At 68.3% G+C, this 26638-nt stretch carries 24 protein-coding genes; 9 read left to right on the plus strand and 15 right to left on the minus strand.

From position 1 onward, the window contains the following. Positions 1–109 precede the first annotated feature (109 nt). From IE187_RS05855 to IE187_RS05880, 6 genes are all read right to left on the minus strand, one after another. Entirely contained in the window at positions 110–967 is an 858-nt protein-coding gene (locus IE187_RS05855) for an RDD family protein (RefSeq protein WP_189675423.1), read from the minus strand. Continuing rightward, a complete protein-coding gene (locus tag IE187_RS05860) occupies positions 948–1973 on the minus strand; it encodes a stage II sporulation protein M (RefSeq protein WP_189675424.1) in 1026 nt (341 codons plus the stop codon). The genes IE187_RS05855 and IE187_RS05860 overlap by 20 nt, the downstream gene beginning before the upstream one ends. Then, positions 1973–3283, minus strand: a complete 1311-nt coding sequence (locus IE187_RS05865) for a DUF58 domain-containing protein (RefSeq protein ID WP_189675425.1) — start codon at positions 3281–3283, stop codon at positions 1973–1975. The genes IE187_RS05860 and IE187_RS05865 overlap by 1 nt, the downstream gene beginning before the upstream one ends. A gap of 142 nt (positions 3284–3425) precedes the next feature. Next, complete coding sequence (locus IE187_RS05870) at positions 3426–4406, minus strand: AAA family ATPase (RefSeq protein WP_189675426.1); 981 nt, start codon at positions 4404–4406, stop codon at positions 3426–3428. Then, positions 4388–5599 (minus strand): DUF4350 domain-containing protein, encoded by a 1212-nt coding sequence (locus IE187_RS05875; protein WP_189675427.1) that lies wholly within the window; start codon positions 5597–5599, stop codon positions 4388–4390. Before IE187_RS05875 ends, IE187_RS05870 begins: the two co-directional genes overlap by 19 nt. Next, a complete protein-coding gene (locus IE187_RS05880; RefSeq protein ID WP_189675428.1) occupies positions 5596–6297 on the minus strand; it encodes a DUF4129 domain-containing protein in 702 nt (233 codons plus the stop codon). Before IE187_RS05880 ends, IE187_RS05875 begins: the two co-directional genes overlap by 4 nt. Positions 6298–6493: 196 nt before the next feature. On the opposite strand from IE187_RS05880, the gene IE187_RS05885 reads away from it, so the two are divergent. Together IE187_RS05885 and hpnN are read left to right on the plus strand one after the other, a co-directional pair. Beyond that, positions 6494–6964 (plus strand): DUF2141 domain-containing protein, encoded by a 471-nt coding sequence (locus IE187_RS05885; protein ID WP_133189873.1) that lies wholly within the window; start codon positions 6494–6496, stop codon positions 6962–6964. After that, positions 6961–9555 carry a hopanoid transporter HpnN gene (gene hpnN / locus IE187_RS05890; RefSeq protein ID WP_189675429.1) on the plus strand — a complete coding sequence of 865 codons (2595 nt, stop codon included), beginning with the start codon at positions 6961–6963 and terminating at the stop codon, positions 9553–9555. The genes IE187_RS05885 and hpnN overlap by 4 nt, the downstream gene beginning before the upstream one ends. A 219-nt stretch (positions 9556–9774) precedes the next feature. Here hpnN and IE187_RS05895 read toward each other — a convergent pair whose 3' ends face one another. Beyond that, positions 9775–10797, minus strand: a complete 1023-nt coding sequence (locus IE187_RS05895) for an MlaA family lipoprotein (RefSeq protein ID WP_189675430.1) — start codon at positions 10795–10797, stop codon at positions 9775–9777. 35 nt (positions 10798–10832) lie between these two features. After that, positions 10833–11438, minus strand: a complete 606-nt coding sequence (locus tag IE187_RS05900) for an ABC transporter substrate-binding protein (RefSeq protein WP_189675431.1) — start codon at positions 11436–11438, stop codon at positions 10833–10835. A gap of 282 nt (positions 11439–11720) precedes the next feature. On the opposite strand from IE187_RS05900, the gene ispH reads away from it, so the two are divergent. Together ispH and hpnH are read left to right on the plus strand one after the other, a co-directional pair. Beyond that, entirely contained in the window at positions 11721–12677 is a 957-nt protein-coding gene (ispH, locus tag IE187_RS05905; RefSeq protein ID WP_133189881.1) for a 4-hydroxy-3-methylbut-2-enyl diphosphate reductase, read from the plus strand. A gap of 8 nt (positions 12678–12685) precedes the next feature. Next, positions 12686–13831, plus strand: a complete 1146-nt coding sequence (gene hpnH / locus IE187_RS05910; RefSeq protein ID WP_133189883.1) for an adenosyl-hopene transferase HpnH — start codon at positions 12686–12688, stop codon at positions 13829–13831. Here the strand turns inward: hpnH and IE187_RS05915 are convergent. The 7 genes from IE187_RS05915 to hpnA are packed head-to-tail and all read right to left on the minus strand — an operon-like array spanning position 13751 to position 21635. Continuing rightward, positions 13751–14527, minus strand: a complete 777-nt coding sequence (locus IE187_RS05915; protein ID WP_189675599.1) for a phosphorylase family protein — start codon at positions 14525–14527, stop codon at positions 13751–13753. The two genes, hpnH and IE187_RS05915, sit on opposite strands and share 81 nt — an antisense overlap. Further along, a complete protein-coding gene (gene shc, locus IE187_RS05920) occupies positions 14524–16473 on the minus strand; it encodes a squalene--hopene cyclase (RefSeq protein WP_189675432.1) in 1950 nt (649 codons plus the stop codon). Before shc ends, IE187_RS05915 begins: the two co-directional genes overlap by 4 nt. A gap of 9 nt (positions 16474–16482) precedes the next feature. Next, positions 16483–17736, minus strand: a complete 1254-nt coding sequence (gene hpnE / locus IE187_RS05925) for a hydroxysqualene dehydroxylase HpnE (RefSeq protein ID WP_268249489.1) — start codon at positions 17734–17736, stop codon at positions 16483–16485. Further along, positions 17733–18572: a presqualene diphosphate synthase HpnD gene (gene hpnD, locus IE187_RS05930; RefSeq protein ID WP_189675433.1), complete on the minus strand. Its 840-nt coding sequence runs from the start codon at positions 18570–18572 to the stop codon at positions 17733–17735. Before hpnD ends, hpnE begins: the two co-directional genes overlap by 4 nt. Then, the gene (gene hpnC / locus IE187_RS05935) at positions 18569–19420 is read right to left on the minus strand and encodes a squalene synthase HpnC (RefSeq protein ID WP_189675434.1); all 852 of its coding nucleotides are present in this window, start codon (positions 19418–19420) and stop codon (positions 18569–18571) included. The genes hpnD and hpnC overlap by 4 nt, the downstream gene beginning before the upstream one ends. Further along, complete coding sequence (locus IE187_RS05940) at positions 19417–20640, minus strand: glycosyltransferase (protein ID WP_189675435.1); 1224 nt, start codon at positions 20638–20640, stop codon at positions 19417–19419. The genes hpnC and IE187_RS05940 overlap by 4 nt, the downstream gene beginning before the upstream one ends. After that, positions 20637–21635 carry a hopanoid-associated sugar epimerase gene (gene hpnA / locus IE187_RS05945; RefSeq protein ID WP_189675436.1) on the minus strand — a complete coding sequence of 333 codons (999 nt, stop codon included), beginning with the start codon at positions 21633–21635 and terminating at the stop codon, positions 20637–20639. The genes IE187_RS05940 and hpnA overlap by 4 nt, the downstream gene beginning before the upstream one ends. A gap of 297 nt (positions 21636–21932) precedes the next feature. Between hpnA and hpnI the strand changes: the two genes are divergently transcribed. The 5 genes from hpnI to IE187_RS05970 are packed head-to-tail and all read left to right on the plus strand — an operon-like array spanning position 21933 to position 26466. Continuing rightward, complete coding sequence (gene hpnI / locus IE187_RS05950) at positions 21933–23090, plus strand: bacteriohopanetetrol glucosamine biosynthesis glycosyltransferase HpnI (RefSeq protein WP_189675437.1); 1158 nt, start codon at positions 21933–21935, stop codon at positions 23088–23090. A 3-nt stretch (positions 23091–23093) separates the two neighbouring features. Then, the gene (gene hpnJ / locus IE187_RS05955) at positions 23094–24518 is read left to right on the plus strand and encodes a hopanoid biosynthesis associated radical SAM protein HpnJ (RefSeq protein ID WP_133189899.1); all 1425 of its coding nucleotides are present in this window, start codon (positions 23094–23096) and stop codon (positions 24516–24518) included. Between the two features lie 9 nt (positions 24519–24527). Continuing rightward, positions 24528–24728: a hypothetical protein gene (locus IE187_RS05960; RefSeq protein WP_189675438.1), complete on the plus strand. Its 201-nt coding sequence runs from the start codon at positions 24528–24530 to the stop codon at positions 24726–24728. Continuing rightward, positions 24725–25549, plus strand: a complete 825-nt coding sequence (hpnK, locus tag IE187_RS05965) for a hopanoid biosynthesis-associated protein HpnK (protein ID WP_189675439.1) — start codon at positions 24725–24727, stop codon at positions 25547–25549. Before IE187_RS05960 ends, hpnK begins: the two co-directional genes overlap by 4 nt. Before the next feature lie 14 nt (positions 25550–25563). Further along, positions 25564–26466 (plus strand): ferritin-like domain-containing protein, encoded by a 903-nt coding sequence (locus IE187_RS05970; RefSeq protein ID WP_189675440.1) that lies wholly within the window; start codon positions 25564–25566, stop codon positions 26464–26466. The last annotated feature ends 172 nt before the right edge of the window (positions 26467–26638 follow it).

Raw genomic sequence — 26638 nt, forward strand, 5'->3', positions numbered from 1 at the left:
CCCTCACCCCGGCCTTGTGCCGGGGCCCACCGTTCCGCGCGCGCTTCCGCGGCAGCACGCGTATCCCGGTGGACCCCGGAACAAGTCCGGGGTGACGAAGGATGGGGGATCACGCGAACTTGTCCGCCCGCCGTCGCCCGACGAGCAGCCCGCGCTCCAGCCGCCCGCACAGCGCCGCGTAATAATCGGTCAGGAAGCCGCGATCGTCGTGGTCGTCGGGCAGCCCCGCCTTGCGCCGGATCGTCGCGGCGACGGTGACGATCGCCTCTTCGCTCCCGCCGCGCAGCACTTCCTCGAGCATCTGCAGCTCGTACACGCCGTACAGCCCGAGCGCCGCCTCGCTGAACACGCGCCGCTCGCGCTCGACCGGCACCACCAGATCCGACCCGAGCTTCCCGCGCACCGTGTGCACGACCCACGTCCCCGCGAGCAGATCGCCGACGCGCAGCCGGTCGCGGTTGAACAGCGGGAAGAACAGGAAGATGCCGCTCCAGCCCAATGCGAACAGCGTCAGCGCGCTGTCGGCCCAGCCATGCACCGCCTGGCTGCCGAGGAAGCTCAGCGGCAGAAACAGCTCGATCTCGCGCATCGCGTTGCGCGCGATCACCGCGCCGCCGGTCAGCCGCGCCCCGTCGCGCGCGACGACGCGCAGGCCGACCAGCCGCTTGCCCGGCGTCGCCCCGCTCCCGCTCAGCTCGAACAGCGCGAACCAGCCGTTGCGCAGCACGAAGAAGCCGAGCAGCCACAGCACCGCAAACGCGCCTTGATGACTCGCCCAAGCGAGATACGCGATCGCGATCGTCGCGACGATCAGCACGACGAGGATCGCCAGCAGGTCGATCACGAACGCGCCTGCGCGCTCGCCCGCGCTGCCGAGCTCGATCCGCAGATCGACGCCCTCGGGCGTAACGAAGCTGCGCCGCAGCGACAGCGGCGCCTTGCGCGCGTTACGCCGCAGCCACGCCATCGCGGCGACTCCTCGGCAGATAGAAATAGAGCAACCAGCCGACGAGCATCACCGAGCCGATCGCATAGCGCGCGAGATCGTTGGTCACCGTCTGCCGTCCGATCCCTTCGAGCAGCCCGGCGACGAGCAGCATCACCACCGCACCCCCCATCACGGTCGCGCCCGTCTTGCCCGCCTGCACCGCCGCGTCGCCCCGCGTCGCGCGCCCGGGAAAGGCGATCGCGGTGCCGATGCGGAACCCCGCCGCACCCGACAGGATGATCGCGAACAGTTCGGTCGTGCCGTGGATCGCGATCCAGCCGGCAAAGCCGAACCCGAGCCCCTTGGGCACGAACACCGCTAAAAACGCACCGAGCATCAGCCCGTTATATGCGATCAACAGCGCCGTCGGCACCGCGAAGGCAAAGCCCAGCGCGAACGAGAAGATCGCGATCTGCGCATTGTGCGTGAAGAGATAGGCGGCGAAGATCGTCAGCATGTCGTTGTGCTTGCCGTAGAGCGTGCCCCGCAACGTCTCGACCGAGGCCGACGGATCGCGCCCGCCCGCCATCCCCTGCCCGACCAGCCCGAAGAACCAGCCGGGATCGGAGCGCACCAGCAGATAGCCGACGACCGCGCCCGCCACCGTCAGCAGCAGCGAGACGAGCGTCTCGCGCCACAGCGCGCGGACCGCCGCGGGCCATGTGTGCGTGAAGAAGACGCGCAATTGCCGCACGGCCGAGGTCGGCACGCCGTACAGCTGGAAATAGGCGCGCGTGCACAGCTGTTCGAGATAGGTGACCAACGCGCGGTCGAGCGACGTCTCGCGCGCGATCGACAGTGAGGACAGGGCCGTGCGGTACAGCACGGGCAAAGCGAGCAAATCGTCGTCGCTCAGCGCCTTGATCGAGCGTTTCTCGATCCGCGTCACCAGCGCTTCGAGCCGCTGCCAGTCGGCGTCGTGCGCCGCGCGGAAGCGGCTGGCGTTGACCGTGGCGGGTTGCGCGGTGAGGAAAGCGGTGGCCATCAGAGCAGGTTCCTGCGTTTCAGCGCGACATAGCCCGCGACCAGCTCCTCGCCGACGCGGTCATGCGCGCTTTCGATCACATGCACGCCGAGATGCTGGAGCCGCGTGAGCACCAGCTTGCGATCGCGCAGCAACGCCGCGGCGGTGACGGCGCGCGTTACGTCGTCGGCGTTCGTCGGGGCCGCATCGACGAGACGCTCGACCTCCTCGTCGCGCAGCACGACGACGAGCAGCAAATGCCCCTTGAGCAGCCGGGCCGCCGCCCGGACCAGAAAGTCGGCCGAGGTCAGATCGGTGAATTCGGTGAACAGCACGATCATCGAGCGCCGCGTCAGCTTTGCGGCGAGCGTGGTCAGCGCGAAACTGTAGTTGGTTTCCTCGCCGCTATAATCGATCGCGGCCGCAAGCCGCTGGAGATTGGCGAAGGCGGGCATTCCCGAGACCAGCCCGCTCGCGATCCGTGGCCGCGAATCGAACGCGTGGAGCGCGACGCGGTCGCCGAGTTTCAACGCGATCCACGCGGTGAGCAGCATCGCCGACACCGCGCGATCGACGCGCGGCAGGCCGGCGACAGGCTCGGACATCTGCCGCCCGGCATCGATCGCGAAGACGATCTGGTTGTTGCGCTCGCTGCGATACTCCTTGGCGTGGAGCTTGGTCTGGCGCGCCGACTGTTTCCAGTCGATCGACCGGCGGTCCATCCCCGAGCGGAACTCGACCAGCGCATCGAAATCGGTGCCGTCGCCGCGGTCGATCTGCGCGAGCAGGCCGGACAGCGCGTGACGCTGGAAGATCTGCGCGCCGCGGTCGTGGAGCGCGCGGATGTCGGGGAGGATCGGCAGCGTGACGTCGGCGGGGAGGATCCGCTGTTGCCACGCGAGGCCGAAGGCCCCGCGCCACCGCAGCCACAGTCGGTCGACTCGCGCGGTGCCACGCCGCAGCGTGGTGAGCGGGAGCAGCGCTTCGCCGCGCCCGTCGTGCAGCGTGAGCCACAGCCGCCCATCATTCTCGAGCGCGAGCAACGGTCCGCCATCGAGCGCTACCTCTGCACTGCGCGGCGGCCGCCCCCCGGCAATCGCAACGCGGATCGTCGCATCGACCATCGCGCCGACCGGCGCGGTCGTCGGGACCGAAAGGCTGGCGGTCGCGGTGCGGTGCGCGCTGAAAGCATCGAACGCGGTGAGCAGCAGCACCGCGATCGGCCAGGCGAGCCCGACATACCAGCGACCGGGGAGCGCCACCGCGATCAGCAAGGCCACCGGCGCGCCAGCTGCTGCGGCCAGGACGGCGGTGCGCGTGGGGTAGATCACTGCGCGATTGGCCGCTGCACGCGCACCACGCCCGCCCCCGTCATCCCCGCGAACGCGGGGATCCCGCTTCTTCCCACCGTCGGAGAAGAAGCGAGACCCCCGCCTTCGCGGGGGTGACGGCGGATGGGGGGAGCGCGCAGAATCACCGCGGCGCTTCGATCGTATCGATGATGTGGCTCACGACATCCTCGATCGCGCGCCCGTCGATCTCGGCCGCCGGCGACAGGATCAGCCGGTGCCGCAGCAACGCCGGCGCAAGCGCCTTCACATCGTCGGGGATCACGAAATCGCGACCGTCGAGCGCTGCCCGCGCCCGCGCCGCGCCCGCCAGCATCGCGCCCGCACGCGGCGACGCACCGCTCTCCAGATCGGCGACGTCGCGCGTACCCCGGATCAGCGCAGTGATGTAGTCGATCACCTCGTCGGCGAGCCGCACTTGCCCGACCACCGCGACCGCCGCACCGATCACGCCCGCGTCGGACACCTGCGCGACGCCCCATTCCGCCGGCTCCATCGCGTGCGCGGCGCTGCCATGCGCGGCGATGATCCGGCGCTCCTCGGCGGCACTCGGATAATCGACGGTCTGCTTGAACAGGAAGCGATCGAGCTGCGCCTCGGGCAGCGGATACACCCCCTGCTGCTCGATCGGATTCTGCGTCGCGACAACCATGAAGCGTTCGCCGAGCGACAGGCTTTGCCCATCGATCGTCACGGTGCGCTCCTGCATCGCCTCGAGCAGCGCCGCCTGCGTCTTGGGCGGGGTGCGGTTGATCTCGTCGGCCAGCAGCAGATCGGTAAAGATCGGCCCGCGCGTCAGCGTAAAGCTGCTCGTCTGGAAGTTGAACAGGTTCGCGCCGATGATGTCGCCCGGCATCAGATCGGGCGTGAATTGGATCCGCCCGTAATCGAGCCCGACCACCCTTGCGAAGCTCCGCGCGAGCAGCGTCTTGGCGGTTCCCGGCGGGCCTTCGAGCAGCACGTGCCCGCCCGCGAACAGCGCGACGAGGAGGATCTCGACGGTCTGCTCCTGCCCGACCACCGCCTTGCCGATTTCGTCGCGAATCGCCACGCCGAGCGCCGCCACGTCTTCGACCGTTTCGAATGTCACCGCGTCTTCTCCCATAACCAATGATGCAGCGCTTGCGCCGCCGCGAGCATCGCGCGCGGATCGCGCGCCGCCTGTGCCTCTGCCGCCAACGCGCTGAAACGCGCCCGCCCCCTCAGGCCGTCGAGATAGCCGTCGACCGCCGCGCCCTGCAGCCGCGCGGGCACGCCGAACACGCCGCCGGCGCGCTCGCGCACCAGATCGACATAGCGCGGGCCCAGCCGCCCCTGCCGTCCGGCCTTGCGGACGAGCGCTGCGGCATTGTCGATCAGCGCGGTCTTGCCGAACGCGATCGCGCGCGCGCGCCGCCGCGCCGGGCCGAAGCGCGCGGTCGCCTGAACGCCTGCGAGCAGCACCGCCGCCGCCAGCGTCAGCGTCATCGCGAGGAACGGCGGATCGAACAGCAGCTTGAGCGGGCTCGGCGATGCGCCGAAGCCGTTGAGCGTGACGTCGAAGGTGATCGTCTTCGCGCCGGTCGCATTCAGCCAGTCGAGCAACTCGAGCGCCGCACGCGCCTGCGCTGGGTCGCGCATGCCGATGTTCGACAACAGATCGGGATCGGCGAGCACATAGAGCGGCCCACCACCGATCTGGCCCAGCACGACATGCCCGTCGGCGTCGGTCAGGATCGGACGCACGTCGAGGCCGGTGATCGTCTGCACCGGGCGCGGCGCGGCAAACGCGATGCTGCGCGGCATCCACGACAGCGCGCGCAGCGGGCGCCCGCCGCTCGCGTAGCGCGTGACCTTGAGCATGTATTGCGGCGCGAGGACGCGCTCGACATCGTCCACATCCCGGAAATCGACGAAGCGCGCCCAGCCAGAATGCGTCGGATCGACCGACGTGCGCCATTTCGGCAGGATGACGAGCGTCGGCTTGGCCCCGCGCGCGGCCAGCGCCTTGGTCATGTCGGTCGCGCCGGTTTCGGGGGTCAACACGACGAGATCCTCACCCGCCAACTGCCGCGGATTGCGAACGATCTGCGGATTGCGCCCCGTCGCCTCGGCGAGCCGCACGATCCCGCTATAGCCGACCGCGGCGTTCGACAGCGCGTGCGCGCGCCCGTCGCGGCCCGAGCGCAGATCGGGCGCATAGGCGCCGAGCACGAGCATCGCGATGAACGCGAAGATGCCGACCGCGAGCAGGATCGCGACGGTCCGCACGCTGAACGCATTCGCTCCACTTGCCCCGCTGACCGTGACATCGCTCATCCGCGCCATGATCCCGGCAGCGCGAAGTCGCGATAGGCGGCGCGCGCCTGCGTCCAGTCCGACGCATCGACCGGGCGCCCGCCGAACAGGCTTCGCTCGACCAGCCGCGCGATCCCGGCGAACAGGTCGCGCGCCGAAAACGGGATCGCGCTGGAGGCGCTCAATTCGCGGCTTGTCAGCGCCGGGCGGACGAGCTGCGGGCGGCGTCGGGCGATATCGTCGATCGAGCGGCGCAACAGATGATGCACCGCCTCGGCGTAGCGCCCTTCCGCCGCAAGCAGATCGGCCTCGCGCAGCCATTCGTGGACCGGCGCTTCGTCGGGTGCCCAGGCTTCATCGATCGGCTGCGACACGGTCGGACGCCGCCGCACGAAGCGCGGCCAGCGCCATTCGCCATGCCGGATACGGGTATACACCGCCCACAGTATCGCGATCGCGACCAGCCCCAGCACGCCCCACAACAGGATCCGCGCGTAAGGCCAATGCGGCATGCGGGAACCGATCCACAGCAATGCGCGCCCGACGGGCTCGAACAGCTTGCCGAGCCATTTGCCGAGCTGGACCAGCCATTCGGGCGGCTGGGGCGGCGGCGGCGCGCGCTGGAGCGTGAACTGCACCGCAGGATCGGCCTTGAGCGCAGCATGGGCGGCGGCAAAGCGGTCGGTGGCGGTTGCCACCTGCGATGTCCCTTCGCTCACGTATATTCCTCTGCGACGCGCTGCTGCGGTGCGCACAAGAGTAGAGCAACCCGACCGCCGCGCAATCGCCAATCGCGGTCGTATCGGTCGCCGTGTTGCAGTGCGGAACGGCTTAAGCCGGGGTTCAGCGCACCACCCGCAAACGCTCCCGACCAGCCGGTTTCATTCCGGTCCCAATCTGGTCTAAAGGGCCGCCATGCAACCTTTCTCTTCGCTTCCGCGCGCAGCAAAGCTGCTGATCGTTTCGCTGCCGGTATTCGCGCTGACCGCCGGCCAGGGGTCGAGCGGACAGCTCCACATCGCGGTCGACAACGTCCGCGATCGCACCGGTCGCGTCCATGTCGATCTCTGCACGCAAGCGCAGTATCTCAAGGATTGCCCGATCTCGGGCGAAGCGCCCGCGCGGCTTGGCCAGACCATCGTAACGGTGAGTGGCCTGAAGCCGGGTCGCTATGCCGCAGAGGTGTATTACGACCAGAATGGCAACAACAAGCTCGACCGCGCGGTGTTCGGCGTGCCGAAGGAAGGCGTCGGCTTCTCGAACGATGCCAAGATCAAGCTCGCGGCGCCGAAATGGGAGGAAGCCGTGTTCGACTATGACGGGCAGGAAAAGACGATCCGGCTGAAGCTGCGCTATTTCATCGGCCCGAACGCGCCCGCCAAGTGATCGCCCGCTTGCTCCAGCAGCTCGTCGCGCTCGGCGTGCGGCGTCCGTTCGCGGTGCTCGGCCTGTGCCTCGCGCTCGTCGCGGGGGCGGCGGTCTTTGCCGCGGGTCATTTCGCGATGACCACCGATACCGCGGCGCTGATCTCGCCCAAGATCGCCTGGCGACAGAATGAGAAAGCGGTCGAGACCGCGTTCCCGCAGCTGTCCGACGTGCTGCTGGTGATCGTCGACGGCAAGACCCCCGAACTCGCGGAAGCCGCGACCGCCAAGCTCTCCGCCGCGCTCGCTGCGGACACGACGCATTTCCGCCGCGTCCAGCGCCCCGATGGCGGCGCCTATTTCGACCGTGAAGGGTTGTTGTTCGGCTCGACCGCCGAGGTGCAGGCGTCGACCAAGGCGCTGATCGGCGCGCAGCCGCTGCTCGGGCCGCTCGCTAGCGATCCGTCGCTGCGCGGGATCGCGGCTGCGTTCTCGACGATGCTGACCGGAGTCGAGCGCGGGGACGTACCCCTCTCGCGGATCGCGCGGCCGATGCGGACGATAGCCGCTGCGCTCGACGCATCGGCGGCGGGCAAACCCGCCTATTTTTCGTGGCAGGAGTTGTTCGCCGAGCCGGGTTCGGGCGCCACGCCGCCGCGCCGCCGCCTGATCCTCGCGCAGCCCAAGCTCGATTACGGCGCGCTGCAGCCCGGCGAGGACGCCGTCGCCGCGATCGTCGCGCAGGCCAGCAAACTCGGGCTCGATCCGGCGCACGGCGTGAGCGTGCGAACGACCGGCGAAGTCCCGCTCGCCGACGAGGAGTTCGCGACGCTCGAGGAGAATATTGGCTTTGTCGGGCTGGTGATGGCCGCCGCGATGCTGCTGACCTTGTGGTTCGCGACGCGCTCGGTGAAGATCGTCGCGGGGATCGTCGTGACGATCGTTGCCGGGCTCGTGGTCACGACCGCGCTCGGGCTGCTCGCGGTCGGCGCGCTCAATCTGATCTCGGTCGCGTTCATTCCGCTGTTCGTCGGTCTCGGCGTCGATTTCGGCATCCAGATCTCGGTCCGCTTCAACGCCGAGCGGCTCGACGGCGCCGATACCGGGGCAGCCCTCCAGCGTGCCGCGACCGCGCTCGGCGCGCCGCTCGCGCTTGCCGCGGGGGCGGTGTTCCTCGGTTTCGGCGCGTTCCTGCCGACCGATTACATCGGCATCGCCGAGCTCGGCATCATCGCCGGGCTCGGGATGGTCGTCGCGCTGGTGGCGAGCGTCACGCTGCTGCCCGCGATGCTGATGCTGCTCAAGCCCGGCGCGCCGCGGCGCGAAGTCGGCTTCAGCGCGGCCGCCCCGCTCGACCGCTGGCTGCACACGCATCGCAAGACCGTCCTGTGGGCATTTGCCGCGTCGATGGCGGGGAGCATCGCTTTGCTCCCCTTCGTCCAGTTCGACTTCAACCCGCTGCATTTGCGCGCCAAGGACGGGCCGGCGATGGTCGCATTGACCGATCTGATGCGCGATCCGCTGCGCACGCCCAACACGATCAACGTGCTCGCGCCCAATGCCGATGCGGCAAAGGCGATCGCGGCGAAGCTGCGGAGCTTGCCCGAGGTTGCCGAGGCGGTGTCGGTCGACGGGTTCGTGCCCGAGGATCAGCCCGCCAAGCTCGCGGTGGTGCAGGATGCCGCCTTGCTGCTCGACCCTGCGGTCAATCCGTTCGACGTGACGCCGCCACCGAGCGATGCCGAATCGGTGGCGGCGCTAATGAAGGTCGCCGGCGAACTGCGCGCGAGCGCGACTGCGCATCCCGGTGCCGCCGCGGCCGAGGCGCGCCGGCTTGCGACGGCGTTCGATCGCCTGGCGCGCGCCGCGCCACCCGAGCGGACAAAGGCGAGCGCGCTGCTCGTCACGCCGCTCGGCACGATGCTCGACCAGATCCGCGCGACGCTCCAGGCCGAGCCGGTGACGCGCGCGACGCTGCCGCCCGAGATCGCCGGCGATTGGGTATCAAAGGACGGCCGCGCGCTCGTCCAGGTGTTCCCCAAGGGCAATAGCAACGACAATGCCGTGCTGCGCCGCTTCACCAAGGCCGTCCGCGCGGTCGCGCCGACCGCAAGCGGCCTGCCGGTCGCGACGCAGGAAGCCGCAGGGACGGTCGCGTGGGCGTTCGTCGAGGCGGGCATCCTCGCGCTCGTGCTCGTCAGCGGCCTGCTGTTCGTCGTGCTGCGCGATGCGAAGGAAGTCGCCTTCACGCTCGCGCCGGTCGTGCTGTCGGGCTTCCTGACGCTGGGGAGCTGCGTGCTGATCGGGCAGCCGATCAACTTCGCCAACATCATCGCCTTCCCGTTGCTGTTCGGCGTGGGGGTCGCGTTCCACATCTATTTCGTGATGGCGTGGCGCGATGGCGCGACCGATCTGCTGCAATCGAGCCTCGCGCGCGCGGTGCTGTTCAGCGCGCTCGCGACGGGTAGCGCGTTCGGCAGCCTGTGGCTGTCGCACCATCCGGGGACGGCGAGCATGGGCAAGATCCTGATGATCTCGCTCGCGTGGACGTTGGTGTGTGCGCTGATCTTCGAGCCAGCGTTGCTCGGCCCGCCGCGAGCGAAAAAGGCGTAGCCGCTTGCTCCCCCCCGCAAGCGGGAGGGGGCACCTTCTTGCTCCCCTCTCGCCCGCGGGAGGGCACGCTCTGGCTCCCCTCCCGCCTGCGGGAGGGGCTGGGGGAGGGAACGACCTAGATCCCCTGCGCTCCGCCTGAGGCACGCCCCTCCCCTAACCCCTCCCGCACGCGGGAGGGGGAAGTTGTGCGGCTGGCGGCGCGCTCGACGCGCGACGGCGCTATGGCTGGACGGCGGTCGTCGCCGGAGCAGGGGGAACCGACGGCGTCGGGTTGACCGACGCTGCGGGATCAGCCGGAAAATCATCGACCGGCGTTTTCTCCGCAGACGGCGGCGTTGGCGCCGCCGCCGGATCCGCAGGGAAATCGTCGGGCTTCGCTGCCGGAGTCGCGCTCGCCGGCGCAGCCCCTGCTGCCGGATCCACCAGCGGATCCGCCGCGGGATCGGTCAACGGATCGTCGAGCGCGCTCGCCGCGGCAGCCTTGGCGCCATGACTTTCCGCGATGCTCACTGCGCGGTCCTGCAGATAGGCCGATCGCAGCGTCGCATACGGATCGATCGCGCCACCGAGCAGCGCCTTCAGCGCGCCATCCGATTCGACACGCAGATCGAGCCCGGTCAGAACAGCCTCCGACACGCGATATTCGGCGCGGTCGAATGGCGTGCCGATCGTGAAGGCATAGGTCTGCCCCTGCGCGATGCCCGCCCCGAAATCGCGGAAATCGCTCGGGCCGACCAGCGGCAGGAAGATGTACGGCCCCGGCCCCAGGCCGTAATGGCCAAGCGTCGTGCCGAAGCTGTTGTCGTGATGCGGCAGGTTGAACTCGCGCGTCTTGGCGACGTCGAGCACGCCGCCGATCCCGATCGTCGAATTGACCAAGAACCGCCCGACGGTCTTGATCGCGCGCTTGGGCTTCAGCTGCAGCATGTCGTTGGCGAACACCAACGGCTCGCCGACATTCGAGAAGACATGCCGGATGCCGGTGCGCAGCGGCTTGGGGACCACCGTCTTGTACAGCATCGCCAGCGGCCGGAACGCGATCCGGTCGAGGAACTGGTGGATCGAGAACATCGTCCGGTTGAAGCCCTCGAGCGGATCGCCCTTGGTCCGGTGATGCCGCGGCCGCGCCTCGCTCGCGGCGACGGGGGCCGGTGCGGGCACTGCCATGCTCGGCGCAACCGTGACCGGTGCCGAGGCGTCCTGCGCCATCGCCACGGGTGCGACGAACAGCGCGAGCGCCATCGCTATCGCACTGCTCGTCTCCCGCAGCCGCAAGATCAGCGTCCGCCCTTGGCCGAAAGGTCGTTGAGATGGCTGATCAGCGCCTTCGCCCCGCCCTTGGCGAAGATCGTCGCGAAGTCCGCGCGGCGCGTTGCGAGCTGGCTGATCGCGTTCTTGTAATAGACGTCGACGATCCGCCAAGACCCGCCGCTCTGGCGCAGGCGATAGCCGATCGCGACCGGATCGCCCTTTGGCGCGGCGAGCGTCGTGCGCACCACCTTGTCGGATCCGCGCGTCTCGACGGTGGGATCGATCTTGAAGCTCTCGCCGCCATAGCTGTCGAAGTTCGCCGCATATTGCGCGACGGTCAGCCGCCGCATCGCCGCGACGAGCGCGGTCTGATCGGCAGGCGCGACCTTGAGCCAGTCGGGACCGACCGACAGCCGCGTGATCAGCGCGACGTCGAAGGTCTGGTCGACCACCGGCCCGATCCGCGCCGCGCGGCCCGCGGTGCCGAGCGCCTTGCCGCCCTTCATGATCGCGAGCAGGCCGTCGTCGAGCGTCTGGACGGGCGCGCGCGCAGGGTCATTGGCCTGGGCGGCGAGTGGCGCAGCGAGGACAAGCGCCACGGCAGGCACGATCACTCTGAGAGAAAACGTCATCGAAAGCTCCTATTGGGATATTCCGGGGGGCCGCCTGGGCAGCGCCGGTACCACTGTCCTGCCGCTAGCACAAACGGCTGTAGCGGCGATGAACGCGCTCGCGCCGGGCGGGTTGCACGACGCTCGTCGCGGCACCGCCCCGCGCCGACGGCTTTTTTGCGTTCCCCTCATGTTGCAACGCGGCTAAGATAGCTATCTGGGAGGCATAGATGACGGATTAGCGCGAATGCTGTAGGGCGTTCGTGCCCGGTTCGGCATTCGAGCGGACGGAAGGAACGGTGTTTGCAGGTCATTCTCGCCAACCCACGCGGTTTTTGCGCTGGGGTCGTACGGGCTATCGAAATCGTCGAGCGGGCGATTGATCGCTACGGCGCGCCCGTCTATGTCCGCCACGAAATCGTCCATAATCGCCACGTCGTCGACACGCTGCGCGCCAAGGGTGCGGTGTTCGTCGAGGAATTGTCCGACGTGCCCGAGGGCGCGATGACGGTGTTCTCGGCGCACGGCGTCGCGCGCTCGGTCGAGGACGAAGCCAAGGCGCGCAAGCTGCCGGTGTTCGACGCGACGTGCCCGCTCGTCACCAAGGTGCACCTCCAGGGCCGCCGCTACGCCAAGGATGGCCGCACGCTGGTGATGATCGGCCATGAAGGCCATGCCGAAGTCGTCGGCACGCGCGGACAGGTCGATGCCCCGGTGCATCTCGTCTCGACCGAGGCCGATGTCGCCGCGCTCGACCTGCCGACCGATACGCCGATGGCCTATATCACGCAGACCACGCTCAGCGTCGACGACACCAAGAACGTCATCGCCTCGCTCGGCGAGCGCTTCACCAACCTGATCGGCCCCGACGTGTCGGAGATCTGCTACGCGACGCAGAACCGCCAGAGCGCAGTGCGCGACCTGTGCAAGGTCGCCGACCTGATCCTCGTCGTCGGTTCGGAGAACAGCTCGAACTCGTCGCGCCTGCGCGATCTCGGCGCAGACGAAGGCTTGCCGAGCTATCTCGTCGCCGATGGCAGCGCGATCGACCCGGCATGGTTCGAGGGCATCGAGCGCGTCGGCCTGACGGCAGGCGCGTCTGCCCCCGACGAACTCGTCGAAAGCGTGATCGCCGCCTTGCGCAAGCTCGGCCCGGTCGAAGTGACGCAACTCTCGGGCGTCGTCGAATCGCTCGAATTCGGCCTGCCGCGCGAACTGCGCGACCCTGCCCCTACCAAACGCGCCGCCGTCGGCGCATAGGAACAGCCATGACGCTTCCCCTCGCTCCGCTCATGCGCATCGGCGCCTACACGCTCAAGAACCAGATCATGGGCGGCAAATACCCGCTCGTGCTGATGCTCGAGCCGCTGCTGCGCTGCAATCTCGCTTGCCCCGGCTGCGGCAAGATCGATTATCCCGACGCGATCCTCAACCAGCGCCTGTCGTATGAGCAGTGCATGGAAGCGATCGACGATTGCGGCGCGCCCGCCGTATCGATCGCGGGTGGCGAGCCTTTGCTCCACCGCGACATGCCGCGCATCGTCGAGGGCTATATCGCGAAGAAGAAGTTCGTGATCTTCTGCACCAACGCACTGCTGCTCAAGAAGAAGATCGACGACTACAAGCCGTCGCCCTACTTCACCTGGTCGATCCATCTCGATGGCGATAAGGGCATGCACGATCACGCCGTCGACCAGGACGGGACGTACGAGATCGCGATCGACGCGATCAAGCTCGCCAAGTCGAAGGGCTTCCGCGTCCAGGTCAATTGCACCGTGTTCGAGGGCGCATCGGCCGAGCGGCTCGCCGGCTTCTTCGACATCATGGAAGAGCTCGGCGTCGAGATCACCATCTCGCCGGGCTATTCGTACGAGCGCGCCGCCGATCAGGAGCATTTCCTCACGCGCGAGCGCACCAAGAACTTCTTCCGCGACGTCTTCTCGCGCGGCGATGGCGCGCGCGCGTGGAGCTTCACCAACTCGCCGCTGTTCCTCGATTTCCTTGCGGGCAACCAGACCTATGAGTGCACGCCGTGGTCGATGCCGCTGCGCACCGTCTTCGGCTGGCAGAAGCCGTGCTACCTCGTCGGCGAGGGCTATGTGCCGACGTTCGCCGAGCTGATGGAAGGCACCGACTGGGATCAGTACGGCGTCGGCAAGTATGAAAAGTGCTCGAACTGCATGGTGCATTGCGGCTTCGAGGGCACCGCTGCGGCAGACGCCGTGCGCAACCCGCTGAAGATGTTCACCGTCGGCCGCAAGGGCATCCGCACCGAGGGTCCGATGGCACCCGACATCGACCTCAGCCATGCGCGCAAGGCCGAGGACGTCCACTCAACGCATGTCGAGGCCGAGCTCGCGAAGATCAAGGCGGCCGATCCCGACGGCTTCAAGCGCACCCAGCGCGCGGCCTAAAGCGCGGAACGCCGCACCGGCATCGCGGCCGATGCGGAGGAGCGCCGACAGCTGTGCGGGGTTTTTCGCCAGCGATTTGAGGATCGCGCCGAGCGCGACGCTGCCGTCGGGGTTCATGCCGACGAGCGCCGCCGGCGGAAGCGCATGGTCGGCGGTGTCGGAGATGGTACGCAGGATCGCGAAGGGCAGTCCGTGGCGCGCGGCGACTCGCGCGGCGATGTGCGATTCCATGTCGACGGCGATCGCGCCGGTTTGCGCATAGAGCGCCGATTTCTCCGCGGCGGAAGCGATGATCGTATCGGCACCGACGATTGTGCCAGCGTGCGCCTCGGGAAGATGATGCGCGAGCCATCCGATGAATTCGCGCCCAGTCCCCGTCTCCGTCACCCCGGGCTCGTCCCGGGGTCCACCGTGCCGCGCGTGCTCGGGCCGTAGATTTTGCGGCACGGTGGACCCCGGAACAGGTCCGGGGTGACGGCTGTGGTTGAGGGTGCCCACAACCACATCCCCCGCGCGCAATGCCGGATCGAGCGCGCCCGCGACGCCGCACGACACCACCGCCGTGGCCCCGGCCACCGCCGCCTCCAACTCGCGCTCCAGCCGCGCCGCATCCCCGCCGCCAGCGACGACCACGACACCCGGCCGCGCAATGATCGCCGCCTCGCGGTGGAGCCCGCAGGCGACAAGCAGGCTCACATCCCGAACGCCGGCCGGCCCGCATTCGAGCGCTTCAGATTGCGATACCGCGCCACCGCCCATAACGGGAAATACGCCGGATACCCGTGATACCGGAGGTAAAACACACGCGGAAAACCACCGCCGGTATATTTCTCCTGCCCCCACAGCCCGTCCGCCGCCTGCGTCGCAATCAGATGCCGCACCCCACGCTCGACCGCGGGATGATCGACCTTCCCCGCCGCCATCAGCGCGAGCAGCGCCCAGCCGGTCTGCGATGCGGTCGACGCCGCGGGCGTGTAGCCCCTGTAATCGAGCGCATAGCTCTCGCAATCCTCGCCCCAGCCGCCGTCGAGATTCTGGATGTGGAGCAGCCAGTCGGCCCCTTTCCGCACCATCGGATGCTTCGCATCGAGCCCCGCGGCGTTGAGCGCGCACAGCACCGACCAGGTGCCATAGATGTAATTCACCCCCCAGCGCCCGAACCAGCTGCCGTCCGCCATCTGCTCCTTTTCGAGGAAAGCCAAAGCCGCCTTCATCCGCGGCGAATCGGTCTCGCCCAGCTGCGCGAGCATCGACACGACACGCGCGGTGACGTCGCTGGTCGGCGGGTCGAGCAGCGCGCCATGGTCGGCGAACGGAATGTTGTTGAGGTAATGATAGCTATTGTCGGCATCGAACGCGCCCCAGCCGCCGTCCTTGCTCTGCAAGCCCACGGTCCACTCGACCCCGCGCGCGATCGGCTCGTCATACGGCAGGCCGCCGCGATCCTTAGCGCGGTCCATCGCCATCACGACGACGGCGGTGTCGTCCAGATCGGGATAATGCGCGTTGTTGTACTGGAACGCCCAGCCGCCCGGGCGGACATTCGGTTTTTCCTCGGCCCAGTCGCCCTTCACGTCGAGCACCTGCAGCGGCTTGAGCCACGCCAGCCCCGCCATCGCGCGCGCCTCGGCGTCGTCGCCGCCCGCCTCGAGCATCGCATGCGCGGCGAGCGCGGTGTCCCACACCGGCGAGACGCACGGCTGGCAATAGGCCTCATCGTCCTTGATCACGAGCAGCCGCTCGACCGATTCGCGCGCGATCGCCCGCATCGGATCATCCGCCGGGCAGCCCAGGCAATCGAGCATCATCACGCTGTTCGCCATCGCCGGATAGATCGCGCCCAATCCGTCCTCGCCGTTCAACCGTTCGGTGACGAAATCGAGGCACGCCCGGATCGCGCGGCGGCGGGTGCGCTTGGGCCAGAGCGGCTCGGCCGCCTTGAGCACGACGTCGACCCCGCCGAAGAACGCCGTCCAGGCGCGCTTGGTCCCCGCCGCCCGGCTTTCGAGCGGCGCGCGCTTGTGCGTGTAGAGTTCGTCGACGCGCACGCCCGAAAGGTTGCGCGCCACCGGCTTCTTCGCCGCGAGCACGAGCAGAGGCACGATCACCGTCCGCGCCCAATACGACATCTTCGAGAGATGGACCGGGAACCAGCGCGGCAGCAGGATCAGCTCGACCGGCAGCGTCGGCACCGTCCGCCAATCGGCGCAGTCGAACAAAGCGAGCTGGATCCGCGTGAACACATTGACCGCGGCAGCGCCCCCCGCCTTGTGGATGGCGGCACGCGCCTGCACCATGTGCGGGGCATCGACCGCATCGCCGATCATCTTGAGCGCAAAATACGCCTTCACGCTCGCGCTCACGTCGAACGCGCCGCCGTGGAACAGCCCCCAGCCGTGATGGCTCGTCGACTGGATGCGGCGCAGATAGGTGCCGATCTTGCGCTCGATCTCGACGTCGCGCGGCTCGCCCAGATAGTGCCGGAGCAGCACATATTCGGCCGGGATCGTCGCATCGGCCTCGAGCTCGAACACCCAATGCCCGTCGTCGCGTTGCAGCGCACCCAAAGCCGCCGCGGCACGGGTCGCGGTGGCGTCTGCCTCGTTCACCAGGCTCGCGCGGTCGATCGTCTCGATAGTCATGCCCCGCCCTTAGCCGACCGCGACGCCACGCGCCAAGCGGGCAGCGGTCTCACCCGAGCGCAAGGCGCCCTCGATCGTCGCGGGGAGCCCGGTCTGCGTCCAGTCGCCCGCCAGGAAAAGGTTGCGCCAGCGCGTGCGCGCGGGCGGGCGCTTGGCGTCCTGCTCGGGCGTCGCTGCGAAAGTGGCGCGCTTTTCCTTGACGATCTGCCACGGCGGCAGCGTCGCAGGCAGTTTGTGGATCGCCGCGATATCTGCCCAGATTCGCGCCGCGAGCTCGGCGCGGTCGAGCTCGACCAGCGCGTCGGCCGCGCTGATCGTTACCGACAGCCGATCGGGAAAGGCGAAGATCCATTCCGCCGTCCCGCCGAGCACGCCGAGCATCGGCGCGACGCCGGGCGGCGGGACATAAGCGAAATGCGCATTGACGATCGCGCGGAAGTCGGTCGGGACGACCAGACCCGGCACGAGCGCTTCGGCGACCCACGGCGGCACCGCGAGAATCACCGACTCGCCGGCCGCCAGCGGCTCCTCGCCCGCGCCGAAATCGAGCGCGACGACGTGGTCGTCGGCAAACTTCAGCGCGCGCAGCCGCCGCCCGAGCGTCAGGTGCGTCCCCTGCCCCTCGAGCCACGTCAGCGCAGGGTCGACGAATGCCGCCGCCAGTGTCGGCTCGGCGATCCGCGGTCGGCTCGCGCGTCCGCCCATCGCCAGCGACTCGCGCATTACCGCCGCGGTCAGCCGCGCCGATCCGTCTGCCGCCGCCGTGTTGAGCACCGCGAGCAGGATCGGCTCGATCAATTTGTCCCACACCGCGCCGCGCGGCGCGACGCGATCGGCGACGGTCTGCCCCGCGCCACCGCCGAGGAACCCGCCGAACCGCAGATAGTCGCTCGCGCGCGTGCCCGGCACGCGGCGGCCATCTCGGAAAATCCACCACGGCAACCGCCCGTCATTGATGCGCACCGACCAGCGCGCGCCCGTCGCGCGATCGACGAACGCGAAGTCGGCGTGCAATGGCCCGCTCAACCGGTCGAGCGCGCCGATCGCGCCGAGATAGGCGTTGACCGCGCGATTGCCCGACAGGACGAGATGATTGCCATTGTCGATCGTCCGGCCGAGCTGCGGATCGTGATACGAGCGGCACCGCCCGCCGGCCTGCGCGGCGCCGTCGATCAGCTCGGCCGCGACGCCTGCGCGCGCAAGATCGACCGCGGCGCCGAGCCCCGCCATTCCCGCGCCGATGATCCGGACCCGCGCGCTCAACGGAACAGCATCAGCCGCAGCACGGTGAAGATCAGCGCGGGCTTGTTGACCTTGATCCGGGTGCGCGGCGGCGCCCAGCCGATCGCCTCCATCCGCACCAGAATCGGCGCGTACACCGCCGCCATCAGCCGCGGTGCGATGAGATGCCCACGCGGCCGCGCGTCGAGGATCGCTTGCGCGGCGGCGAAATGCGTGTGCGCCTTGGCCGCGAGCACCCGCGCTGCGGCATCGACACGCGGATCGCCGACCACGGTGATCGGATCGAGCAGTTCGACCCCTGCCGCCAGCAGCGCCTCGCGCGGCAGATAGACGCGCCCGATCGCTGCATCTTCGTCGACGTCGCGCAGGATGTTGGTGAATTGCAGCGCGAGCCCGAGATGGTGCGCAAGCGCGACGCCGACCGCGTCCTCCATCCCGAAGATCTTGACCGACAGCCGCCCGACCGCCGAGGCGACGCGGTCGCAATAGAGTTCGAGCTCGGCCATCGAGGGCCAGCGGATATCGCGGTCGACATCCATCGCCATGCCGTCGATTACCGCCAGAAAATCGGCCTTGTCGAGCGCGAAGCGGCGCACCGCCTCGGCGACGAGCGCCGCGCGCCCGGGATTGCCGCCCGCGTAGAGCGATTCGATATCGGCACGCCACGCGTCGAGCGCCGCCATCCGCGCGGGCCGGTCGCCGATCTCGTCATCGGCAATGTCGTCGACTTCGCGGCAAAAGGCGTAGACCGCGTACATCGCCTCGCGCTGCACCTTGGGGAGCACGCGCATGCCGGCATAAAAGGAGCTGCCGGAGACTTGCGCCTGGAGCTGCGCGGGGGTCGCCTTGGGGTTCATCCCCGCCCCTTAACCGTTTGCGACACCGCCGCCAACGCTGCGAGGCCAAGCGCTTCATATGGGCGGTGGTGGACGCGCTGCGACAACGGATCTCGCGCCTTGAGCCGCTGCGTCAGGCTTACCGCGAGCCGGTGGATGATCGCGACCTCGACCGCGAGGCGGCGATCGTGGATCTGCCCGGCGAACCCCGCCGACTCGTCGAGCAAGTGCTGACTGCGCGCGGCAAGATCGCGGATCGTCGCCAGCAGGCCCGGCGTGGCGACGGGCTTTTCGAGGTCTTCGAGCCGCGCGCCGTGCTGCGCCATCAGGTCGAGCGGGAGATAGACTCGCCCGATCGCGCGATAATCCTTCGCGCAATCCTGCGTGTGGTTGATCACTTGCAGCGCCGCGCACAGCGCATCGGACGCGGGCCAGGTCGCATGGTCCTCGCCGTGGACGTCGAGGACGTAGCGCCCGACCGGCATCGCCGAATAGCGGCAATAGTCTATCAATGCCGCCCAGTCGGCGCAGCGGTTCACCGTGCAATCGCGCTCGAATGCGGTGAGCAGGTCGAGCGCGTGCTGCGGGCTGATCCGGTGCGACTCCATCGTCGTGCGCAGCGCGACCGAGGCGGCGTCGGCATCGCGCGTCCCCAGGATCGTCGCACGCATCGCGCCGAGCAACGCGAGCTTTTCGTCGGCCGAGACCGCCGGATTGTCGGCCACGTCGTCCGCGCCGCGAGCGAAGCGGTAGAAGGCCATTACGGGCGCGCGATGCTCGGGCTTGAGCAGCACCGAGGCGACGGGGAAATTCTCGTCCTTATGCCCCTTGCCCGAGGCGAGCGCATCGGCGGTGGTCGCGCCGCTCATGCCGCGAGATCCGCCTGGACGCGGCCCTTCCACAGCCCGCCGCGGCCGCGGACATGCTGCCACGCCGAGAGGAGCGTGCATCCGGCATAGAAGGTCGCGATGGCAGGCAGGAGCAGTCCCCAAAGTGGCGAGCGGCGGTAGAAGCGCACCATCGGCTGGAACGCCAGCGCCATCAACGCCCACGCGGCGATCGCAGCATATTGCGCGGGGCCGCGCGCGGCAATCGCGAGTACGGGTGGCGCGAGATAGGTGAGCGCAAGGCCGAGCGTCGTGCCGGCAAGCAGCAACGGCGAATAGTGAAGCTGCGCATAAGCCGAGCGCGAGATCATCGCCGCGACCGAACCCCATGTGTCGTAGCGCCGGATGCTCTTCGCTCGGTCGGTCAGCCCGAGCCAGATCGCGCCTTGCGTCTTGAGCAGCGCACCGAACGCGCAATCGTCGATCAGCGCCGAGCGCACCGCCGCGATCCCGCCCGCCGCTTCGAGCGCGCGCCGTTCGACCAGCATAACGCCGCCCGCCGCCGCGCCGAGCCCGCGCCCACGGCGGTTCACCGTCGCGAACGGATAGAGCATCTGGAAGAACCAGACGAACGCCGGGATCAGCGCGCGCTCGGCGAGGCTCTCGCAGCGCAGCCGTGCCATCAGCGAGACAAGCACACGATCGTCCTCGACTGCGCGCGTGACGAGGCTGCGCAGCGTGTCGGGGGCGTGCGCGATATCGGCGTCGGTCAGCAGGAGGTAGTCGGGAACGTCGCCCGCGGCGGCGATCCCTTGCGAGACGGCCCAGAGCTTGCCGGTCCAGCCGGGCGCGAGTGGGGCGCCGGTAACGACGCTCAGTCGCTCCGATGCCAGCGCGCGGGCAATGTCAGCGGTGCCGTCGCTGCTCGAATCATCGACCAGCACGATACGGAAATCGCCTGGATAGTCCTGCGCGGCCAGACTCCCGATCGAGCGCGCGATCACCTCCGCCTCGTCACGCGCAGGCACGATCGCAGTGACCGACGGCCACCCTTTACCGTCATGCCGGGCTTGACCCGGCATCCATGCGAGACCTTCGCCCCCACGGCGGTCGTTCGGTTCGGCAGCCGGCTCGCATGGACCCCGGATCAAGTCCGGGGTGACGGGACCGTCCCGCTCTCGCGTCAGCCAGAACCCATCGCGCGCAAACACCAGCACCAGCCAGATCGCCAGCGACACCCCCGCCACCCCCAGCACAATCACGCCAGCATCCCCGCCTGCGCAAACCACGCGATCGCCTCGGCCAACGCCTCGCGGTACGGCCGCGCGCGATAGCCGAGCTCGGCCTCGGCCTTGGCGCTCGAATAATACATGTCGTGCGCCGCCATCCGCAGCGAATCGAGCGTCAGGAACGGGTCCTTGCCCGTCACCCGCGCAACCTGCTCATTCACCCACGCCAGCGGAAAAAGCGGCGCGCGAGGAATCCGCACCGTCGGCGGCTTGCGCCCGACGATCCCCGCCACCGCCGCCAGCATCTCGCGCAACGCGACATCCTGCCCGCCGAGCACATAGCGCTCGCCGATCCGCCCCTTCGCCATCGCCGCGATATGCCCGTCCGCGACGTCATCGACATGGACGAGGTTCAACCCGCTCTCCACAAATGCCGGCATCCGCCCGCTCGCCGCCTCGACGATGATCCGCCCCGTCGGCGTCGGGCGCGCATCGCGCGGGCCGATCGGCGTCGAGGGATTGACGATCACCGCGGGCAGCCCCTGCTCGCGCACCATCCACTCGACCAACCGCTCGGCCACCACCTTGCTGCGCTTGTACGCGCCAACCGCCTGCTCGGGCGTCGCGGGGCGAGTCTCGTCGGAAGGTCGGCCATGATGGGGCAGCAAGGTCGCGACGCTGCTCGTATAGACGATCCGCTCGACGCCGGCGGCAAGCGCCGCCTCCATCACCGCCGCGGTGCTTGCACGGTTGTTGCGGACGATCTCCTCGGGGTCGCGCGCCCAGATGCGATAGTCGGCGGCGACGTGATACAGATGCCGCACGCCGGCCATCGCCTGCGCCATCGCGACGGGATCGCGCGCATCGCCCTCGACGAGCTCGCCCGGAAAGTCGGCAAGGTTGGTCCGCGCGCTGCTCGCCCGCACCAGCCCGCGCACGAGCGCGCCCGATGCCGCCAGCTTTAGCGCGACCGCCGAACCGACGAAGCCCGAAACCCCGGTTACGAGTATGATGTCTGCGTCCGCCACCGTATCTCCTTGCCGCCGCGCTGTAGAACGCCGCGGCGTCCAGTCAAACCTCCGCGATGCGTCCACCGGCAATCCTCCCCCATCAGGGGGAGGAAGAAGTGCCCCCCGCCGTCACCCCGGCCGGGTGCCGGGGTCCACCGCGCCGCGCGCGCATCGCAGGCCTTCAGGGCGCAGCGGCGTTGCCCGGTGGGCACCGGCACAAGGCCGGGGTGACGACAGGAAGCGCAAAGACATGACGCGCTTTTCACATTTCCGCTGCCTAGCCCACCCCGCTCCGGCAGCGTAAGGGCCAACATCGTGCAGCATCTCCCAATCCTTATCGGCGCAGCGCTCGGCTGGCTGGCGATTGCGATCGCCGCGTGCGGGGTCGGCTTCCTGCTTGTCTCCGCGCACACGTTCCGCCGCTTCTTCGCCGCAGCCGTCCCCGCGCCGGCACGCAACGAAGCCGTCACCTTGCTCAAGCCACTCTACGGCGCCGAGCCGCGGCTGTTCGACAACCTCGCGACCTTCCTCGCGCAGACGCACGGCGGGCCATTGCAAATCGTCCTCGGGGTGCAGCGTGCGGACGATGCCGCGATCGGCGTGGTCGCCGCGCTCAAGGCAGCACACCCGCAAACAGATATCGAGCTCGTCATCGACGCCACCGTCCACGGCGCGAGCGGCAAGCTGTCGAACCTCATCAACATGGACCGCGTCGCACGCCACCCGATCCTGATCCTCAGCGACAGCGACATCGCGGTCGCACCGGACTATGTCGCGCAGTTGCTCGCCGCGCTCGATGCCCCAGGCGTCGGAGCCGTCACCTGCCTCTATCGCGGGCGCGGCGATGCCGAATTCTGGTCGCTGATGGCCGCCGCCGGCGTCAGTTATCAGTTCCTGCTCGGCGCGACCTTCGGCGTCGCCAAGCGGCTCGCCACGCCGTGCATGGGATCGACGATCGCGCTGCGGCGCGAGACGCTCGACGCGATCGGCGGTTTCGCCCGCTTCGCCGACGTGCTCGCCGACGATTACGCGATCGGCGCGAGCGTTCGCGCGCTCGGGCTGGAGGTCGCGGTGCCGCCGATGCTCGTCACCCATGCCTGCGACGAGAGCAGCGCCGACGCCCTATGGCGCCACGAGCTGCGCTGGGCGGCCACGGTGCGCGATCTGACCTTCTGGCCCTATGTCGGCAGCATCGTCGGCCTGCCGCTCCCCGTCGCGGTGCTGGCCGCGCTGTATTGGCCCGCCGCCGGCGTCATCCTCGCACTTGCAGCAATTTTCGCGCGCTGGGTGGTTGTGCGAAGCGTCGATGCGGCGGTAGGGAGACCGGTCGCGTCGTTCGGAATCGCGTTGCTGCATGATTTCGCCGCTTTTGCGGTCTATATCGCCAGCTTCTTCGTCCGGTCGGTTGATTGGCGCGGGGCGACCCTTACAATGAAGCAGGACGGCCGCATCGCAGCGGCCACGGAGCACTAAGACATGTTGCGGACCCTTTTTCTCCAGGCTCCCTCGTTCGACGGTTACGACGGCGGCGCCGGTGCGCGCTACCAGATGAAGCGCGAAGTGAAGTCGTTCTGGTACCCGACCTGGCTCGCCCAGCCCGCCGCGATGGTCGAGGGATCGAAGCTGATCGACGCCCCCGCGCACGACCAGTCATGGGACGACATCAAGCATGAGATGGACGAGCGCGACCTCGTCATCCTCCACACTTCGACGCCGTCGTTCCGCCAGGACGTCCACACCGCCGAGCTGATCAAAGAGCGCAACCCGCGGATCAAGATCGGCTTCATCGGCGCCAAGGCCGCGGTCGAATCGACCAAGGTGCTCGAGACCTCGACCGCGATCGACTTCGTCGCGCGCAACGAGTTCGATTTCACGATCGTCGATGTCGCCAACGGCATGCCGCTGCGCGAAGTCGAAGGGATTAGCTGGCGCGACGACGACGGCGCGATCATCCACAACAAGGACCGCAAGGTCATCGAGGACATGGACAGCCTCCCCTTCGTCTCGCCGATCTACAAGCGCGATCTGCAGATGGAGAAGTATTTCGGCGGCTATCTGCTCCACCCCTATGTCTCGTTCTACACCGGCCGTGGCTGCAAGAGCCGCTGCACCTTCTGCCTGTGGCCGCAGACCGTCGGCGGGCACAACTACCGCACGCGCTCGATCGGCCATGTGATCGAGGAAGTGAAATACGTGATGGAGGCTTTCCCGCAGAACAAGGAAATCTTCTTCGACGACGACACGCTGACCGACAACCTTCCGCGCGTCGAGGAGCTCGCGATCGAGCTCGGCAAGCTGGGCGTGACCTGGTCGTGCAACGCCAAGGCCAATGTGCCGTACAAGACGCTCAAGATCCTCAAGGAAAACGGCCTGCGGCTGCTGCTCGTCGGCTATGAGAGCGGCAACCAGCAGATCCTGCACAACATCAAGAAGGGCCTGCGCGTCGACGTCGCGCGGCAGTTCACCAAGGATTGCCACGCACTCGGCATCGTCATCCACGGCACCTTCATCCTGGGGCTCCCGGGCGAGACCGAAGAGACGATCGAGGAGACGATCAACTACGCCAAGGAGATCGATCCGCACACGATCCAGGTGTCGCTGGCGGCGCCCTATCCGGGGACGTTCCTGTACAAGCAGGCGGTCGAGAACAATTGGTTCGACGGTGGCGATCACCTGCTGACCGACGGCGGTACGCAGATCGCACAGCTGTCCTACCCGCATCTCCCCTCGGCGCTGATCTTCGACAAGGTCGAGGAGTTCTACAAGCGCTTCTACTTCCGCCCGTCGAAGATCTGGGACATCGTCCGCGAGATGCTGACCGACTGGCAGATGATGAAGCGCCGCCTGCGCGAGGGCGTCGAATTCTTCGACTTCCTGCGTCGCCGCAAAGAGCCTGCCTGAGCCGAACTGATGACGACGACGCTTGCCGGAATGACGGTCAATGAGCGGCTCGCCGCGACGGGCCGGGTCGAGCTGTGGGAAGACGCGGTGCGCGCGCGCGATCGTACCGCGATGATCGCGCTGCTGCGCCGGATCGCGGTGCCCAACCCGCAGAAGGTCGCCGACGCCGTGCTCGCCGATCCGGTGTTCTACGGTTTCGCGCCGGCGTGAAGACCGCCATCATCACCGCCGACGATTTCGGCGTGTCGATCGAGGTCAACGCCGCCGTCGAGCAGGCGCATCGCGAGGGCGTGCTGACCGTCACCAGCCTGATGGTGACGGGCGTAGGCGCGGCGGATGCCGTCGAGCGCGCGCGGCGGACACCGACGCTCGGGGTCGGGCTGCACGTCGCGCTTGCCGAGACGCCGCCCGCGCTGCCGCCGGCGCAGATCCCCGATCTGGTCGATGCGCACGGCAAGTTCCGCATCGAGTCGCTCCCCGTCGCGTTGAAACTGGTCGGCTTGAAATCGGTCCGCCGCCAGCTCGAGGCCGAGATCGAAGCGCAATTCGCTTTGTTCGAAGCGACCGGCCTCCCGCTCGATCACGTCAACACGCACAAGCACATGCACATGCACCCGGTGATCGCCGGCGTGCTGCTCGACGTCGGCTTGCGCCACGGCATGACGGCGATGCGCGCGCCGATCGAGGATCGCACGACACTGGCCAAGTTCGAGCCCGTCAGCGGCATCGACATCGCCCGGCCCTTCGCCAAGCTCGTCCAGGTCGCGGCGCGCAAGCGTGGGGTCAAGGTGCCCGACCGCGTCTTCGGCCTCGCCTGGTCGGGCGCGATGCATGCCGAGCGGCTGCGCGGCGTGCTCGCGCATCTGCCCGAGGGCGTCAGCGAGATCTATCTGCACCCCGCCACCGGCCCCTATCCGCTTTCGGCGCCGGGCTATCAGTACGAAGCCGAATTCGCCGCCTTGCTCGATTCCAGCGCGCGCGCGATCGTCGCCGAGCGTGGTATAACCCTGGCGCGTTTCGCCGATCTGTAACCGGGAGAGACCCGATGAACTTCATCCCCAAATCCATGGCCCCCGCCGGCCCCGCCCCCGGCACGCGCGTTCCGCTCGGCAGCGATGCGCACAAGACCTTGTTCTGCCGCACGATGCTCGACACGCACGATCCGTATCGCCCCGCGCTGATCGATTGGCCGGTGATCGACGAGGAAACGCGCCAGCGCATCGTGTCGCTGCCGATCTGGGACATCGCGGTGGCGACCGAGGGTCGCGCGGGCATGAACGTCAAGACGTATGGCGAGCAGATCGCCGATCCGCTGCTCCGCGATGCGATCGACATGAATGCGTATGAGGAGAGCCGCCACAAGATCGTGCTCGCCGACATGGTCACCTTCTACGGCATCGAGCTCCAGCCCGAGGAAGAGTATAAGCGCCCGCGCGACCCCGAATTCGCCTTCATGCGGACGGGCTTTTCCGAATGCATCGACAGCTTTTTCGGCTTCGGGCTGTTCAAGATCGCCAAGGATACCGGCTTCTTCCCCGAGGAGCTGGTCGAGACGTTCGAGCCGGTGATGCGCGAGGAAGGACGGCATATCCTGTTCTTCGTCAACTGGGTCGCGTGGCACCGCCGCACCATGCCGCTGTGGCGCCGCCCGTGGTTCGAGCTCAAGGTGTGGGCGGTGTGGATCGCGCTCATCTGGGAACGGATCGACATGGCCAAGGGCATGGGCGAGGACAATACCAAGGCGCAGGAGAACAATTTCACGCTCAACGGTTCGAAGGAGCTTGGCGTCGAGATCGAATTCCCCGAGCTCGCAGCGATCTGTCTCGCCGAGAACGACCGGCGGCTGTCGGTCTATGACGAGCGGCTGATCCGGCCGAAGTTTGTCCCTGGCGCGATCCGGCTGGTGTTGCGCTTTATGGGAAAGAAGAAAGCTGCCACAGCGGCTTAACTCTTTCGGAGATGGCGATACGTGGCTGGGGGTGAAGGGTTCGCGCAGCGGCGCAGAGGCGCAGAGATAGTGCGGAAGCCGCGCGCGAAGCGTTTCCATTCCGCTCGGAAGAAGCAAGCGCGCTGCGCCACGAGCGCACCCCCTCCGCGTCTCCGCGTCTCCGCGCGAATCC

It is taken from the genome of Sphingomonas glacialis (assembly GCF_014653575.1).
GTDB classification, from domain to species: domain Bacteria; phylum Pseudomonadota; class Alphaproteobacteria; order Sphingomonadales; family Sphingomonadaceae; genus Sphingomonas; species Sphingomonas glacialis.

Excerpts from the sequence above, each read along its gene's own strand:
- IE187_RS05855 (WP_189675423.1), bottom strand. The coding sequence starts at position 967 with ATGGCGTGGCTGCGGCGTAACGCGCGCAAGGCGCCGCTGTCGCTGCGG.
- IE187_RS05860 (WP_189675424.1), bottom strand. The coding sequence starts at position 1,973 with ATGGCCACCGCTTTCCTCACCGCGCAACCCGCCACGGTCAACGCCAGC.
- IE187_RS05870 (WP_189675426.1), bottom strand. The coding sequence starts at position 4,406 with ATGGGAGAAGACGCGGTGACATTCGAAACGGTCGAAGACGTGGCGGCG.
- IE187_RS05875 (WP_189675427.1), bottom strand. The coding sequence starts at position 5,599 with ATGAGCGATGTCACGGTCAGCGGGGCAAGTGGAGCGAATGCGTTCAGC.
- IE187_RS05885 (WP_133189873.1), top strand. The coding sequence starts at position 6,494 with ATGCAACCTTTCTCTTCGCTTCCGCGCGCAGCAAAGCTGCTGATCGTT.
- IE187_RS05895 (WP_189675430.1), bottom strand. The coding sequence starts at position 10,797 with ATGGCGCTCGCGCTGTTCGTCGCACCCGTGGCGATGGCGCAGGACGCC.
- IE187_RS05900 (WP_189675431.1), bottom strand. The coding sequence starts at position 11,438 with ATGACGTTTTCTCTCAGAGTGATCGTGCCTGCCGTGGCGCTTGTCCTC.
- hpnH (WP_133189883.1), top strand. The coding sequence starts at position 12,686 with ATGACGCTTCCCCTCGCTCCGCTCATGCGCATCGGCGCCTACACGCTC.
- shc (WP_189675432.1), bottom strand. The coding sequence starts at position 16,473 with ATGACTATCGAGACGATCGACCGCGCGAGCCTGGTGAACGAGGCAGAC.
- hpnD (WP_189675433.1), bottom strand. The coding sequence starts at position 18,572 with ATGAACCCCAAGGCGACCCCCGCGCAGCTCCAGGCGCAAGTCTCCGGC.
- hpnC (WP_189675434.1), bottom strand. The coding sequence starts at position 19,420 with ATGAGCGGCGCGACCACCGCCGATGCGCTCGCCTCGGGCAAGGGGCAT.
- hpnJ (WP_133189899.1), top strand. The coding sequence starts at position 23,094 with ATGTTGCGGACCCTTTTTCTCCAGGCTCCCTCGTTCGACGGTTACGAC.
- IE187_RS05960 (WP_189675438.1), top strand. The coding sequence starts at position 24,528 with ATGACGACGACGCTTGCCGGAATGACGGTCAATGAGCGGCTCGCCGCG.
- IE187_RS05970 (WP_189675440.1), top strand. The coding sequence starts at position 25,564 with ATGAACTTCATCCCCAAATCCATGGCCCCCGCCGGCCCCGCCCCCGGC.